The organism is Bifidobacterium platyrrhinorum, assembly GCF_010667645.1.
Lineage (GTDB): Bacteria > Actinomycetota > Actinomycetes > Actinomycetales > Bifidobacteriaceae > Bifidobacterium > Bifidobacterium platyrrhinorum.
In genome coordinates this window covers 107,009-122,656 of record NZ_WHZV01000001.1, presented here as the reverse complement: position 1 = coordinate 122,656, position 15,648 = coordinate 107,009, and the positions used below count along the sequence as shown (strand labels likewise).

Annotated in this window: 10 protein-coding genes; 7 read left to right on the top strand and 3 right to left on the bottom strand. The window is 65.0% G+C overall.

The genetic code is table 11. The features are described 5' to 3' along the window. Positions 1-342: 342 nt before the first annotated feature. From purT to GFD21_RS00460, 6 genes are all read left to right on the top strand, one after another. The gene (gene purT / locus GFD21_RS00485) at positions 343-1,644 is read left to right on the top strand and encodes a formate-dependent phosphoribosylglycinamide formyltransferase (RefSeq protein WP_163195970.1); all 1,302 of its coding nucleotides are present in this window, start codon (positions 343-345) and stop codon (positions 1,642-1,644) included. Positions 1,645-1,793: 149 nt separating this feature from the next. Next, entirely contained in the window at positions 1,794-2,546 is a 753-nt protein-coding gene (gene purC, locus GFD21_RS00480; RefSeq protein WP_163195969.1) for a phosphoribosylaminoimidazolesuccinocarboxamide synthase, read from the top strand. Between the two features lie 101 nt (positions 2,547-2,647). Further along, a complete protein-coding gene (locus GFD21_RS00475) occupies positions 2,648-6,400 on the top strand; it encodes a phosphoribosylformylglycinamidine synthase (RefSeq protein ID WP_163195968.1) in 3,753 nt (1,250 codons plus the stop codon). 225 nt (positions 6,401-6,625) lie between these two features. Continuing rightward, positions 6,626-8,785, top strand: a complete 2,160-nt coding sequence (locus GFD21_RS00470) for an AAA family ATPase (protein ID WP_163195967.1) — start codon at positions 6,626-6,628, stop codon at positions 8,783-8,785. Next, on the top strand, positions 8,782-9,828 hold the full coding sequence (mcrC, locus tag GFD21_RS00465) for a 5-methylcytosine-specific restriction endonuclease system specificity protein McrC (protein WP_163195966.1): 1,047 nt from the start codon (positions 8,782-8,784) through the stop codon (positions 9,826-9,828). Before GFD21_RS00470 ends, mcrC begins: the two co-directional genes overlap by 4 nt. Before the next feature lie 79 nt (positions 9,829-9,907). Further along, on the top strand, positions 9,908-10,471 hold the full coding sequence (locus GFD21_RS00460; RefSeq protein WP_191996801.1) for a DNA-deoxyinosine glycosylase: 564 nt from the start codon (positions 9,908-9,910) through the stop codon (positions 10,469-10,471). Here the strand turns inward: GFD21_RS00460 and GFD21_RS00455 are convergent. From GFD21_RS00455 to GFD21_RS00445, 3 genes are all read right to left on the bottom strand, one after another. Continuing rightward, positions 10,407-11,768: a Na+/H+ antiporter NhaC family protein gene (locus GFD21_RS00455; protein ID WP_163195965.1), complete on the bottom strand. Its 1,362-nt coding sequence runs from the start codon at positions 11,766-11,768 to the stop codon at positions 10,407-10,409. The genes GFD21_RS00460 and GFD21_RS00455 overlap by 65 nt on opposite strands. Positions 11,769-11,863: 95 nt before the next feature. After that, positions 11,864-12,082 (bottom strand): hypothetical protein, encoded by a 219-nt coding sequence (locus tag GFD21_RS00450; RefSeq protein WP_163195964.1) that lies wholly within the window; start codon positions 12,080-12,082, stop codon positions 11,864-11,866. 100 nt (positions 12,083-12,182) lie between these two features. Then, a complete protein-coding gene (locus GFD21_RS00445; RefSeq protein ID WP_163196496.1) occupies positions 12,183-13,895 on the bottom strand; it encodes a Y-family DNA polymerase in 1,713 nt (570 codons plus the stop codon). 222 nt (positions 13,896-14,117) lie between these two features. Here GFD21_RS00445 and purF point away from each other — a divergent pair, with 222 nt between their 5' ends. Next, the gene (purF, locus tag GFD21_RS00440) at positions 14,118-15,641 is read left to right on the top strand and encodes an amidophosphoribosyltransferase (protein WP_163195963.1); all 1,524 of its coding nucleotides are present in this window, start codon (positions 14,118-14,120) and stop codon (positions 15,639-15,641) included. The last annotated feature ends 7 nt before the right edge of the window (positions 15,642-15,648 follow it).

The following is a 15,648-nucleotide window of genomic DNA, read 5'->3' as shown; positions in this document are numbered from 1 at the left end:
ACCGGATCCCCTGTGGACGACGGATTCCCCTTCCCCATCCAAGACTCCCTACCTGTTGTTCCCCGAAAGAAAAACGTTGGCCCGATCGTTTATTCCCAACCGATCGGTGACATTCACCGTACGCCGCACGCCGGCGGACGGCAACGGCGTGTCTATACGCGGTATTTATGGGGCGTTATCAACGCGCCGCACGCCGGTGAACGTTCCGTGACCGTTCCCGCGGTCCCATGGGCCGGAGGACAGCGCGGCGTACGGCGCGGCGGACCGCGCCCGTCCCCATGGGCCGGCGACGGCGCGACGTGCCGGCGCGCCTCATCGGGAGTCGATGCGAGAATGTGACCCATGACCGATAGCGTGAACACTGCCAATGATTCCCTGTCCTCCTTCCCCTCCCCCTCCCCCCGCAGCGTGCTGGGCACGCCGCTGGGCGCGCGGCCGACGCGCGTGCTGTTCCTCGGCTCGGGAGAGCTCGGCAAGGAGGTGACGATTGAGCTCATGCGCCTGGGAGCGTGGGTGTGCGCCGCCGACTCGTATGCGGGCGCGCCCGCCCAGCAGGTGGCGCATGAGTCCCGCGTGCTCGACATGGCGGACGCCGCCCGGCTGCGCGCCCTGTTCGACGAGGTGAGGCCGGACATCGTCGTGCCCGAGGTGGAGGCGATCGCCACGTCCGAGCTGGCCGATGCGGCGGCCCGCGGAGTGCAGGTGGTGCCGAGCGCGGAGATCGCGGCGATCTGCATGGACCGCGAGCGCCTGCGTGTCATCGCGCACGAGGAGCTGGGGCTGCCGACCACGCCGTACCGTTTCGCGGGCTCCCTGGAGGAGCTGCGCACGGGCGCCGGCGAGGTCGGCTATCCGTGCGTCGTCAAGCCGGTGATGAGCTCGTCCGGTCACGGCCAGTCGGTCGTGCGCGAGGCGGACGCGATCGACGCGGCATGGACGGAGGCGCAGGAGGGCCGTCGCGCCGCAGGCGAGGGCGACGTGTCGCGCGTGATCGTCGAGGCGTTGGCGCCGCTCGACTACGAGCTGACCGTGCTGACGGTCTCGTCGAGCGCGGGCATCGTGACGTGCGCGCCGATCGGGCAGCGTCAGGAGTCGGGCGACTACCGCGAGTCGTGGCAGCCGGCCGCGGCGGGCGACGGCGTGCTGGCCGAGGCGGGCCGCATCGCCCGCACGGCCGTCGAGGGGCTTGTCGCGAAGGCGAAGGAGAGCGGCGAGACCGGCTGGGGCGTGTTCGGCGTGGAACTGTTCGTGCTGACCGACGGTTCGGTCCTGTTCAACGAGGTGTCGCCGCGCCCGCACGACACGGGCATGGTGACGATGGCCTCGCAGCGTCTGAGCGAGTTCGCGCTGCACGCGCGCGCGATCCTCGGCCTGCCGGTCACGGAAGGTCACGTCGCGCTCGCGCTGCCGGCGGGCGCGGTGGCCGCCAGCCACGCGATCGTGATCGCCGGCGACGGCGAGGCGGAGTTCTCGGGACTCGACCGTGCGCTCGCCGAGCCGGGCACGGACCTGCGCGTCTTCGCCAAGCCGGAGGTGCACGGACACCGCCGCATGGCCGTCGCGCTGGCGGTCGGCGGGGACGAGGCCGACGCACGCGCCAGGGCGGGCCGCGTCGCCGACGCGCTGACGATCGAGGTGCGGTAGCGTCCCCGCGCACGCGCATCCGCTCCCGCCCCGTTCCGTCGTGGGACCCGTCGGGGCCGATCCGCCGCGGTCGTGTGTTGCATGTAGCCGGCGATTGGTACCCTTTTACCGTTAGTTCACCCAGATATTCCACTCCTGAAAGGCGAGTAATGGAGAAACTGGAAATGCTCTACAAGGGCAAGGCCAAGAAGATGTACGCAACCGACGACCCCGACGTGCTGTGGGTCGAATACATGAATCAGGCGACCGCCGGCAACGGCGCGAAGAAGGCCCAGATCGAAGGCAAGGCCAACCTGAACAACCACATCACCTCCGTCATCTTCGACCTGCTCAAGGCGCGCGGCGTGGAGAGCCACTTCATCAAGCGTCTGTCCGACACCGAGCAGCTGGTGAAGAAGATGGACATGTACCCGCTCGAGATCATCATGCGCAACACCGCGGCCGGCTCCTTCGCCAAGCGCTACGGCGTCGAGGAGGGCACCCCGCTCAAGAAGCCGATCCTCGAGTTCTGCCTCAAGTCCGATGATCTGGGCGACCCGTTCATCAACGACGACGGCATCGTGGCCCTCGGCCTCGCCTCCGAGGAGGAGCTGGCCGAGATCTCCCGCATCGCCCGCGCCGTCAACGAGGGCCTGAAGGACATCTTCTCCAAGATCGACGTGCAGCTCGTCGACTTCAAGATCGAGGAGGGCAAGACCTCCGACGGCACCATCCTGCTCGCCGACGAGATCACCCCGGACACCTGCCGCCTGTGGGACCTCAAGGACAAGTCCGGCAAGATCGAGCACCTCGACAAGGACCTGTTCCGCCGCGACCTGGGCAACATCATCCCCGCGTACGAGGAGATCTACGGCCGTCTGGTCAAGCTGGCCGAGGCCGAGGGCATCGAGCGCGCCGAGTGACATCGCATATGGCTCCCCTTTGAAAGGGGAGCCATATCTCTTTTGCCAACGAACCCAACCCCATCCAATCCTTACCGAATCACAGAAAGGACCAGGACCCCATGGTTTTCCGCGTGTACGTGGAGAAGAAGCCCGGATTCGACGTCGAGGCCCTTCAGCTCGCAGGCGAACTGAAGACCATCCTCGGCATCGCCGGCCTGAAGTCCGTGCGCATCGTGAACCGCTACGACGTGGAGGGCATCAGCGCCGAACTGTTCGCCCAGGCCACGCCCACCGTGTTCAGCGAGCCCCAGGTGGACGACGTCACCAACGACCTGCCCGACTTCGGCGCGGCGAAGGTGTTCGCCACCGAGTTCCTGCCCGGCCAGTTCGACCAGCGCGCCGACTCCGCCAGCGAATGCATCCAGCTCATCTCGCAGGGCGAGCGCCCCACCGTGCGCTCCGCCAAGCTGTACGCCCTCGAAGGCGACCTGACCGAGGCGGACGTCGAGGCGATCAAGCGTTACGTCATCAACCCGGTCGAGGCGCGCGAGGCGTCCCTCGAGACCAAGGAGACGCTGAAGACCGCCGTGCCGACCCCCGGCAAGGTCGAGGTCATCGCCGGATTCAACGAGATGGACGCCGAGGCCGGCCAGCGGTTCATCGACGAGCGCGGCCTCGCCATGGACCTCGCGGACCTCGAGTTCTGCCAGAAGTACTTCGCCGAGGCGGGCCGCGAGCCCACGATCACCGAGATCAAGGTCATCGACACCTACTGGTCCGACCACTGCCGCCACACGACGTTCGGCACGATCCTGACCGACGTCGCCATCGACGACGAGGTCGTCAAGGCCGCGTTCGAGCGCTACCTCGAGCTGCGCCACGAGCTCGGCCGCGACGAGAAGCCCCTGTGCCTGATGGACATGGGCACGATCGGCGCGAAGTGGCTCAAGAAGAACGGCATCCTCACCGGCCTCGACGAGAGCGAGGAGATCAACGCCTGCACCGTCAAGGTGAAGGTGGACGTCGACGGCGAGCAGCAGGACTGGCTGTTCCTGTTCAAGAACGAGACCCACAACCACCCGACCGAGATCGAGCCGTTCGGCGGCGCCGCCACCTGCATCGGCGGCTGCATCCGCGACCCCCTGTCGGGCCGCTCCTACGTGTACCAGGCGATGCGCGTGACCGGCGCCGCCGACCCGACCGTGCCGGTCTCCGAGACGCTCGAGGGCAAGCTCCCCCAGCGCAAGCTCGTGACCACCGCGGCCGCCGGCTACTCGTCCTACGGCAACCAGATCGGCCTCGCCACCGGCCAGGTCGACGAGATCTACCACCCGGGCTACGTGGCCAAGCGCATGGAGGTGGGCGCGGTCGTGGCCGCCACCCCGGCCGACCACGTGCGCCGCGAGACCCCGGCCCCGGGCGACAGGATCATCCTGCTGGGCGGGCGCACCGGACGCGACGGCATCGGCGGCGCGACGGGCGCCTCCAAGGCCCACAACGTCGAATCGCTCGAACTCGACGGCGCCGAGGTGCAGAAGGGCAACGCGCCGGTCGAGCGCAAGCTGCAGCGCCTGTTCCGCCGCGGCGACGCGTGCCGTCTCATCAAGCGCTGCAACGACTTCGGCGCGGGCGGCGTGTCCGTGGCGGTCGGCGAGCTGGCCGACGGCCTGTACGTGGACCTCAACACCGTCCCGAAGAAGTACGAGGGCCTCGACGGCACCGAGCTGGCGATCTCCGAATCGCAGGAGCGCATGGCCGTCGACGTGGCCGCCGAGGACGTCGACGAGTTCCTCGGCTACGCGCGCGAGGAGAACCTCGAAGCCACGGTGATCGCCACCGTGACCGAGGATCCGCGCATGGTGATGACCTGGAACGGCGACGAGATCGTGAACCTCACCCGCGAGTTCCTCGCCTCCAACGGCGCGCCGAAGCACCAGGCCGTGCACATCGAGGCGCAGCAGGCGTACTCGGTGCCGTCCGCATGGACGACCGGTACGCTGGCCGAGCGCATGCACGCCCTGGTCACCGACCTCAACGTGGCCTCCAACAAGGGCCTGTCGGAGCGCTTCGACTCGACGATCGGCGCGGGCACCGTGCTCATGCCGTTCGGCGGCGTCAGGCAGCTCACCCCGAACGAGGCGATGGTCGCCAAGCTCCCCGTGTTCGGCGAGACCACCACCGCCTCCGCGATGGCCTGGGGCTTCAACCCGTACATCATGGAGAAGAACCAGTTCACCGGCGCGTACCTGTCCGTCGTCGAATCGCTCGCCAAGCTGGTCGCCGCCGGCTTCGAGCATGAGAAGGCGTACCTGAGCTTCCAGGAGTACTTCGAGAAGCTGCGCGACGAGCCGGAACGCTGGGGCAAGCCGATGGCCGCCGTGCTCGGCGCGCTGATGGCGCAGATCGACCTCGGCGCCGGCGCGATCGGCGGCAAGGACTCCATGTCCGGCTCGTTCGAGGACCTCGACGTGCCGCCGACCCTGATCTCCTTCGCCGTGGCCGTGGGCGACATGAAGCGCGCCACCTCCCCCGAGTTCAAGGGCGCCGGCCACCGCATCGTGCGCATCGCGCCGCGCTATCTGGCCGACGGCATCACACCGGACAAGGACGCGCTGCTCGACGCGTTCGGCCTGGTCGAGGAGCTCACCGACTTCGGCACCGCGCTGGCCGTCTCCACGCCGGGCTACGGCGGCACCGCCGAGGCGCTGTTCAAGATGACCGTGGGCAACGGCATCGGCCTGGCCCTGAACGACGGCATCACGCTGGACGACCTGTTCAAGCCGGCGTACGGCTCGTTCATCGTCGAGCTCAAGGACAACGAGAAGATCCCGGCCGTCTCCAACCTGGTCGAGGTCGGCGAGATCGGCGTGACCACCGAGGCCTACGAGTTCACGGCCGCCGGCGAGACGCTCGACCTCGCGGCCACGCAGGACGCGTGGGAGGGCGGCATCGAATCCGTGTTCCCGTACCGTTCGCGCGGCGCGGAGAAGACCGAGACCGTCGAGACGATCGACTTCCACGCGGCCGAGGCCGGCGTGAAGAAGACCGTGTACGTGGGTTCCGGCGTGGCGCGCCCGCGCGTCATCATCCCCGTGTTCCCGGGCAACAACTGCGAGTACGATTCGGCCGCCGCGTTCGAACGCGCGGGCGCCGAGGCGCACACGCTGATCGTCAACAACCTCACGCCGGCCGCGGTGGCCGAGTCCACCGCCAAGCTGATCGAGGAGATCGGCAAGAGCCAGATCGTGATGATCCCGGGCGGCTTCTCGGGCGGCGACGAGCCGGACGGCTCCGCCAAGTTCATCACCGCGTTCTTCCGCGCCCCCGCCGTCACCGAGGCGGTGCGCGACCTGCTCAAGAACCGCGACGGCCTGATGCTCGGCATCTGCAACGGCTTCCAGGCGCTCATCAAGCTGGGTCTGGTGCCGTTCGGCGACATCGTCGACATGGACGCCACCTGCCCGACGCTGACGTTCAACACGATCGGCCGCCACCAGAGCCGCCTCGTGCGCACGCGTGTCGCCTCCGACCTGTCCCCGTGGCTCGCGAAGACCAGCGTGGGCGACGTGCACACGGTCGCGATCTCCCACGGCGAGGGCCGTTTCGTCGCCTCCGACGAGACGCTGGCGCGCCTCAAGGCCAACGGCCAGATCGCCACGCAGTACGTGAGCGAGGCGGGCGTGCCCGGCATGGACCTGGACGTCAACCCGAACGGCTCGATGCTCGCCATCGAGGGCATCACCAGCCCGGACGGCCGCGTGTTCGGCAAGATGGGCCACTCGGAGCGTTCCGGCAACGGCCTGTACGTGAACGTGCCCGGCGACAAGTACCAGCCGATCTTCGAGGCCGGCGTCGAGTACTTCGCCGCCTGATCGGGTAGCGGCTTCTCAGCCGCCGTGAAACACGACAGGGGGGGTGTCTTCTGCATTACGGAAGACACCCCCCTGCTATTTGTCGATTTCCCAGCCCGGTCTTACCCCGCTCGAAATGCCGAAGAAAACACAATCCGTATGCATCCAAACAAAGCCGCCGAGATACCATGTGCAGTATCGGCAATGGCCGCCGACCAACTCCCTGACTGCAGGAAACGAGGATTCATGACCGGTAATGCATATGCCTGGGTTGATTTTTACTCACAGTTGGCGGATGAGCTCCGCGCATACCGCACACGCCGGACCGAGCTCTATGCCATAGCGAAGAATGCGTATGCCGGAGCCGGCATGGGCCTCCCGAAACTGGAAACCGACGGCGAGACCGTCGAGATGGACCCGTTCACCTTCTTCGCTTTGTTCAACCGGGGTCTTACCACGGCGAACCGCATCGCCATCGCTCAAAAACTCCATGATGCGTTCGCCCTGAAAGCTCCGGTCCCACATGCTTTCGCCGGCGTTCCACTCGCCAACAATCAGAAAACAACGTTCTATTGGTTCAAACCCGGTCGAGGAGAACACGACATCGACAATCTTTGGCATCTGTTCGAAGCGGCGCTCGACTTCGCCGATTCCCCGAACGACGAGACCCGAACTCGGTTTGCCGATGCTTTCGATCAGGTGCGGCCACAAATCGGCATCAAATGGAACATCACGATGGGTCTGTTCTGGATTCGACCGGAACACTATCTCACCCTCGATGGGCGCAGCAGGTGGTTTCTCTGTCAGCCCGAATGCATGCCCAAGGATTTCATCAATCAAGCCAAGCTCCTGTTCGACAGGAATGAGACCCCGCATGGAACCGACTACATGCATCTGATTGACCTGTGCCGAGCCGTTCTCAACACAGGTTCATACGAATACACAACCTTTCCGGAACTGTCAGATAAGGCTATGTCGCAGTCCGAGGCCGTGAACCAGCAAAACAAACAACGCAAGTCCCAGGAACTCTCGGGGAACGACACGGTCCGCCGCCGCTACTGGGCATACCGCCCGGGTCCCCGCGGCGAGCTGTGGGATGAATGTGTCAAGGATGGGATGATGCGCCTTGGCTGGGGCGATCTCGGCAACTTCAGAAGCATCGCCTCGAGAAAGGATATCCAGGCGCAGCTTCAACACGATTACCCTTCCGACACAACTCAGACGAACAACAGCAAGGCCATCTGGGAGTTTTCCCATATCATGAAGCCGGGAGACGTGGTGTTCGCCTATCAAGGACTAAAGCCTTCCGAAATTCTTGGGCGTGGCGTCGTCAAGGAAGGCTACCGATACGATCCGGATCGCGAGGATGACCATCGCAACGCCCGAATGGTCGATTGGAAGAATCTCGGAATCATCTCCATCGACAGTCAGGTATCCCCTCGTAAGACGCTGACCGACATCAGCGACAAGATCGAACTAATCCGTCAATTGGATGAATTGTACGCGGACGAGGATACGGACGACACACCCATCGTCGCACAGGAATCCTACTCGCGGACGCAATTCCTTGACGACGTGTATATGAACGGCCAGCAGTATGACGACATTTGTGCCGTACTTCAGCGGAAGCGGAACATCATTCTCACGGGCGCGCCGGGTGTGGGCAAGACCTATGCCGCAAAACGGTTGGCATGGTCGATCATCGGGGAGAAGGACGAAGACCGAATCGCCATGGTGCAGTTCCATCAAAGCTATTCGTACGAGGATTTCATTATGGGCTACCGCCCGACCAAAACCGGGTACGAACTGCACGAAGGGCTCTTCTACTCATTCTGCAAGAAAGCCGAATCCGATCCGGACAATGCGTACTATTTCATCATCGACGAAATCAATCGAGGCAATCTAAGCCGCATTTTCGGCGAACTGTTCATGCTTGTGGAGGCGGACAAGCGCGGCGATCGATACGCCATGCCGCTGATGTACGGCAACGAAATGTTCAGCGTTCCGCCGAACCTCTATCTCATCGGGCTGATGAATACCGCCGACCGCAGCCTAGCGATGATCGACTATGCGTTGCGGCGCAGATTCGCGTTCATCGAACTACAGCCTGGTTTCGATATACCCGGTTTCCAGAAATACGCTGCCTCGCTCGGCAACGACCAGTTCACCGCGTTGGTCACATGCGTGAAGTCCTTGAACGACACAATCTCCAAGGACCCCTCTCTCGGCCCAGGTTTCAGGATAGGACACAGTTTTCTGTGCGGGCTGACGGCGGAGACCGCCACCCTAGACACCCTCGAAGGCATCATCCGATACGAACTTGCACCTCTGATTCGCGAATACTGGTTCGACGAGACGGAGAAGGCCGGTAAGTGGATCGAACAGTTGGAAGAGTCATTACGATGATTCCTATCCGCAACATCTATCACATGCTCACCTACTATTTCGAAACACTGGACAGTGACGGATACCACGATATGGCTGGAGAACGGTTCGACAATACGGCGGACCTGTTCGCGGCCATCATGATCCGAGGACTATTACGACTGGCCAAGCAGGGATTACGCAACGAATACCGGCGTACGACCGAGCCATTGATGACGGTGCGCGGCCGCATCGACATGGTACAGTCCATGCGGCCGCGCAATGCGATATCCAAACGTCTGGTATGCGAGTACGACGTATTCTGCAACGATACGGACATGAACCGGATCATCAAATCCGCGACGATCCTGCTCACGCACGCCGATATCAGACCTGACCGGAACCGACAACTGCATCGTCTCCTGGATTGTTTCTCGGACGTGTCTACGGTGGATCTGCGACAGGTGGATTGGCGATTCCGTTTCGACCGAAACAATCAGACCTATCGCATGCTGCTCGGCATCTGCTGGTTCATTGCCAAGGGACTGCTGCCCGGGCCTGGTACCGGAGCTCCACGGCTCATGAACTTTCTTGACGACAAGCGCATGAGTCACCTGTATGAGAAGTTCATCCTCTCCTACTATCAGCACGAATATCCACAGGCTACAACAACATCCGCCTACATTGACTGGGATGTCATCGCCGACGATCCCTGGCTTCCGGTCATGCACTCCGACGTATGCATGACCTATGCGGGACGTATCCTGCTGCTTGACGCGAAATACTACTCGCATACCATGCAGCAGCGCTTCGGCAAGGAGACACTACATTCCAGCAATCTGTATCAGATCTTCACCTACGTCAAGAACAAGGCCTCAAAGGAGCATCTCGGCAACGCCGTATCAGGACTGCTACTGTATGCGAAAAACGACGACGGCATCGTGCTCGGCAGTGAATACACGATGGGTGGCAACCTGATTGCCGCGAGGACGCTGGATCTTAATCTTCCGTTCCCGCAGATCGTCTCTCAGCTCGATGACATAGCGAACCGATACCTGCGATTGTCCAAATCAAGCGCCCATTAGTATCTTATTCTTACCTTGCACATCATCGATAGATAAAAACCAAAGCTGTAACGCGGGAAACAACGCTACGATGGCCGGCATGAGCGGATTGATGACGCATGTGGAGCATGGGTTCGGACCGGTATGGGACGAGACGTCACGGGTGTTGGTGCTGGGTTCGATGCCAAGCCCGAAATCGCGTGAGGCGTCGTTCTACTACATGCACCCGCGCAACCGGTTCTGGCCGGTGCTTCAGGCGGTGCTCGCCGACCCGGACGATCCGACGGACCGGGTCGGGACGACGCCGGAATCGCGCCGTGCGTTCGCATTGCGGCATCATGTGGCCCTGTGGGACGTCATCGCCTCGTGCGACATCACGGGGGCGAGCGACGCGAGCATCCGCAACGCCGTGCCGAACGACATCACCCCGATGCTGCGCGACGCCCCGATCTCCCACGTGTTCACCACCGGAGGCAAGGCGGCACAGCTGTACCGCCGCCTCATCGCGCCGCGTCTGGACGATGCGGGTTTCGACGTGCCGATGACGCCGTTGCCTTCGACCAGCACCGCCAACGCATCGATGCGCCTGGACGGGCTCGTCACCGTCTATCGCCGGGCGTTCCGCGACGCCGGGATGACACCGCCGAACCGATCAGACGGGTGACCGGCAACAGGTACAGGAACGTCGCGGCGACGATGCTCACCGTGGGCGCGCCTATCGTGGCCAGCGGCACCGCGCCGGCGATCGACCATGGCACCAACGGCGCGATGACGACGGCGGAATCCTCCAGGTCAATGGCCTGTTCGCCGCGACCGTCCTCGTCGTCGCCGTACAGGCCGGCACCCAGCTGATGGGCGAGCATGATCGTCAGCGTCTGGTTGCAGGAGACCACGGCGGCGCATGACGCGACCATCACCGTGGCACCGGCCGCACCGATATGCGCGCCCATCGCATCGATGGCGAGCCGCAGCCGGTCGAGCATGCGGGTTTCGGCGAAGATGCCCGCGTAGGCGGAGGAGATGCACACGATCACCGCCACATTCACCATGGAGGCCGCCCCGCCGCCATCGAGCAGCGCGCCGACGCGCGGATCGCCGGCATGATACCCGGCCACGACCAGCCACGCGAGATCGCGCCATGCCATGCGCTGCACACCGACGCACACCACCGCGGAGACGACGATGCTCGCCATCATCGTCACACGCACGTCCGCCCGCAACAGCGCCATGACGATCACCAGGACCGCCGGCGTCACGGTGAACCAGTGCAGGTCGAACGTCTTCGCGAACAATCCGGCGATCGGAATGCCGCCGGAGCCGGCCGCCGCCATCGTCCCGCTTCCGGATGCGGCGTCGTATACGGCCGTCGCGGCATAGAAGACGCAGCTCAACGCGAACGGCGCCGCGCCGGTGCGCAGCATGCGCCCGAGATTGGAGAACAGGTTGGTGTGCGTGAGCTGCGCGACGAGCAGGGCGCTGGTGGAAACCGGGGAGAAACGGTCGCCGACGTACACGCCGGCGAGCACCGCGCCGCCGAGCAGGACCGGACCGGCGCCCATCGATAGCCCCAGCGACATGCAGATCACGCCCATGGTCGCGGCGCTGGCGAACGACGATCCGACCAGGACCGACATCGCCGAGCACAGCAGGAACGTCAACGGCACGACCGTCACGCCGTGGATCAGGGTCGAGGCGTGGGCCACGATGAACGCGATGGTGCCGCTGGCGCGCCACAGGGAGGTCATCATGCCGATGAGCGCGAACGTCACGAGGATCATGCCCGCCGCACGGACGCTGCCCACGGCACGACGGGCCATCGCGGTCAACGTCCGTCCATGCACCAGCCCATACCCGACGAACAACGCCATGCCGGCCAGCAGCGCGGGGATGATGGACCATCCCCGCGCGACGCTGACGAACAGCATCGCGCAGAACGCAAGCACCACGACGACCTCCGACATGCGCCCCCTCTCGCCCGAACCGACGCCGACACACCTTACACCGCAAGGCGGCCCGCGCCCCGGCTTCCTTCCATACGGCCGGCCGCCGGTCGCGGTCATGCGCCGAAGTCGCGGTCGTATTGGGCGTCGCGCGCGGCGACCTCCTCCTCGACGTGGCGTGCGGTCTCCTCGATGACGCGGTCGTAGCCGGACAGCGCCGCGAAGGGCATGAACTGCGCGGCGCGTTTGTGGCGCGACATCGGCGGATGCCGCCGCGACACGTGGTGCGGCATGTCGATGATGTCGTCGTATCGGTGGGTCTCATGCAATGCCATGTCGCTCGGTCTCCTGTCGATAAGGACAGGCTGCACCCGCATACGCAGGCTCGCCTGTCGGCTCGCACATCGCCTACGGACAACCCACCGGGTTGTCCGCCTAACGGTGATGCCCTCCTATCTGGTTGTTGCGTTCGATACCGGTGGCGCCGGGTTCCATGTTCATGGCCTTGACGACCGCGTTCTTCCCAAACCGTCGCTTGATCTCCAACAGCGTGCGGTCCACCGCGTCGCGATCGGCTCCGCCATCGGCGCGCCCGCCGGAATCATCCCCGGACCGGACGCCATCGTTCCCGCCGGGACGCCCGCCCGACGCCGATGGCCGGGAACGACCCGTCATACCGGCCGCCGATCCGGCGGCGCCCAGGCCATCACCCCCGGCATCGCCCTGCGCGAACAGGTCGGGCTGCTCGTAGCGTTTGCCGGCGGCCAGATCGCCGTCCGTGGCGAGATCGTCGGCGACGACGGTGAGCCGTCTGACCAGCAGACGCGGGTCGACGATGCGTTCGAACAGCGCGGCCATCGCCCTGCGGATGCGCGCGGACGACGAGGTGTACTCCCCCAGCCCCAGCGAACCGACCGCGGGTTTGGGCACCTTGCGGCCGTAATGGTCGACGCTCACCGGGCCGTGGTAGCTTTCCGCGGCGCGTTCGGCCAGCAGACGCGTCGCCGGATCCTCGCAATCGTCGAGCTTGCCCGCGTCGAGGCTGCCGATGTCGTACCCGACGGCGAGGGTGACCCGGTTCGTGCGCACACCCTTGCCGACGAGGTCGAGGGCGAGCGCGTCGGCCATCTCCTTGACGATGAGCCGCGCGGTGCCCCAATCCGCCGGGCCGGTGAGCACCTGCCCGATGCTGGTGGAGTGCGCGTCCGGTTCGTACGACCTGATGTCCTCGATGGTGCACGGCTCCCACCCCCATGCATGGTCGATGAGCAGTTCGGCGTTCACGCCGAACATGCGGTAGAGCAGCTCCTCGTTGTAGTAGTCGGAGGCGCGGCCCACCGAGCATCGGGCGATGTCCCCCATGGTCATGAGCCCGGCCCGTTCGAGCCGTTTCGCGTATCCGCGGCCGACGCGCCAGAAATCGGTGAGCGGGCGATGGTCCCACAGCAGCCGTCGGTAGGACATCTCGTCGAGTTCGGCGACGCGCACGCCGTCCTTATCGGCCGGCATGTGCTTGGCGACGATGTCCATGGCAACCTTCGCCAGGTACAGGTTCGTGCCGATGCCGGCCGTGGCGGTGATGCCGGTCTCGGACAGGATGTCACGCACGATGGCCACGGCCATCCCGTGCGGTGCCATGCCCAGCGCCTTCAGATACGGCGTGGCGTCGATGAACACCTCGTCGACCGAGTACACGTGGATGTGCTCGGGCGCCGCATACCTGAGATAGATGCCGTATATCCGGCCGCTGACCTCGAGGTAATGGGCCATATGGGGTTTGGCGATGATCATCGAGGCCTTCAGCCATGGGGAGCGTTCCAGGTCGCGCGCGTCGCAGGATTCCCCGGCCAGTCGGCGGCCGGGGGCGGCGGCCGCCCGCGCCGCGTTGACCCGTCGCAGGCGTTCCTTCGCCTCGAACAGTCTGGGCCGGCCGGGGATGCCGTGCCTCTTGAGCGACGGCGAGACGGCCAGGCAGATGGTCTTGTCGGTGCGCGTTTCGTCGGCCACGACGAGGTTCGTGTTCAACGGGTCGAGCCCGCGTTCCACGCATTCGACGGAGGCGTAGAAGGATTTGAGGTCGATGGCGATGCAGACGCGCCCGTCTCCCCGAGCATGGCCGGGGCCCGCGGCCGATGCGTACGCGGCCATCGTCATCACCTCGCTTCCGTCCGTGGCGTTCATGCGCGAGGGGACGCGGATGGACGCCCGCCCGCCTTCGCGTCGAACCATCATAGCAAAGAATCGAACATTTGTTCGAGCGCCGTGTGTCATGGCGGAGTCTCCCCCGGAAACGGCGCGACACCGGCGATGTAGCCGGCGATTGGTAGGGTAAACAGTTAGTGAACCCCCTGTTTGAAAAGGAGCTTTGGCTTGTCGGCTGAACTCGAAGACATTCATGAGGAATGTGGCATCTTCGGCGTGTGGGGACATCCCGACGCCGCCCGTCTCACCTATTTCGGACTGCACGCGTTGCAGCATCGCGGCCAGGAGGGCGCCGGCATCGTCGCGAACGACCACGGCCACCTCACCGGACACCGCGGCCTGGGCCTGCTGACCCAGGTCTTCGGCGACGAGCGCGAGATCGAACGCCTCAAGGGCGACCGCGCGATCGGCCACGTCCGCTACGCGACCGCCGGTTCCGGCACCACGGACAACATCCAGCCGTTCATCTTCCGCTTCCACGACGGCGACGTGGCACTGTGCCACAACGGCAACCTCACCAACTGCCCGTCCCTGCGCCGCAAGCTCGAGGACGAAGGCGCCATCTTCCACTCCAACTCGGACACCGAGGTGCTCATGCACCTCATCCGCCGCTCCATGCAGCGCACCTTCATGGACAAGCTCAAGGAGGCGCTGAACACCGTCCACGGCGGCTTCGCCTACCTGCTCATGACCGAGGACGCGATGATCGGCGCGCTCGACCCGAACGGCTTCCGCCCGCTCTCCCTCGGCAAGATGAAGAACGGCGCCTACGTGCTCGCCTCCGAGACCTGCGCGCTCGACGTGGTCGGCGCCGAGCTCGTGCGCAACATCCGCCCGGGCGAGATCGTCGTCGTCAACGACCACGGCTACCGCATCGTGCAGTACACGAACAACACGCAGCTGGCGATCTGCTCGATGGAGTTCATCTACTTCGCCCGCCCCGACTCGGACATCTACGGCGTGAACGTCCACTCCGCCCGCAAGCGCATGGGCGCCCGCCTCGCCGCCGAATCCGGCGTGGACGCCGACATGGTCATCGGCGTGCCGAACTCCTCGCTGTCCGCCGCATCCGGCTATGCGGAGGCCGCCGGACTGCCCAACGAGATGGGCCTGATCAAGAACCAGTACGTGGCCCGCACGTTCATCCAGCCCACGCAGGAGCTGCGCGAGCAGGGCGTGCGCATGAAGCTCTCCGCCGTGCGCAGCGTCGTCAAGGGCAAGCGCGTCGTCGTCATCGACGATTCGATCGTGCGCGGCACCACCTCGAAGCGCATCGTCCAGCTGCTCAAGGAGGCCGGCGCCGCCGAGGTGCACATGCGCATCAGCTCGCCGCCGCTCAAGTACCCGTGCTTCTACGGCATCGACATCTCCACCACGCGCGAGCTCATCGCCGGCCACAAGTCGGTCGAGGAGATCCGCGAGTACATCGGCGCCGACTCGCTCGCGTTCCTGTCGCTCGACGGCCTGGTCGAATCGATCGGCCTCGGCGCGGACGCCCCGTACGGCGGCCTGTGCGTCGCCTACTTCAACGGCGACTACCCGACCGCGCTCGACGACTACGAGGAGGACTTCCTCAAGTCCCTCACCCCCGAGGACCGCGTGCGCCTGCCCGAATTCGCGCTGTACAAGAGCAAGTACATCGGCAACGAGTACACCGTGCAGCCCGAGGAGCGTCCGCAGGACAACGCCTGACACGTAA

Coding starts and splice junctions, on each gene's coding strand:
- purC (WP_163195969.1), top strand. CDS start 1,794: ATGGAGAAACTGGAAATGCTCTACAAGGGCAAGGCCAAGAAGATGTAC.
- GFD21_RS00450 (WP_163195964.1), bottom strand. CDS start 12,082: ATGGCATTGCATGAGACCCACCGATACGACGACATCATCGACATGCCG.
- GFD21_RS00475 (WP_163195968.1), top strand. CDS start 2,648: ATGGTTTTCCGCGTGTACGTGGAGAAGAAGCCCGGATTCGACGTCGAG.
- purT (WP_163195970.1), top strand. CDS start 343: ATGACCGATAGCGTGAACACTGCCAATGATTCCCTGTCCTCCTTCCCC.
- GFD21_RS00460 (WP_191996801.1), top strand. CDS start 9,908: ATGAGCGGATTGATGACGCATGTGGAGCATGGGTTCGGACCGGTATGG.
- GFD21_RS00470 (WP_163195967.1), top strand. CDS start 6,626: ATGACCGGTAATGCATATGCCTGGGTTGATTTTTACTCACAGTTGGCG.
- mcrC (WP_163195966.1), top strand. CDS start 8,782: ATGATTCCTATCCGCAACATCTATCACATGCTCACCTACTATTTCGAA.
- GFD21_RS00455 (WP_163195965.1), bottom strand. CDS start 11,768: ATGTCGGAGGTCGTCGTGGTGCTTGCGTTCTGCGCGATGCTGTTCGTC.
- GFD21_RS00445 (WP_163196496.1), bottom strand. CDS start 13,895: ATGGCCGCGTACGCATCGGCCGCGGGCCCCGGCCATGCTCGGGGAGAC.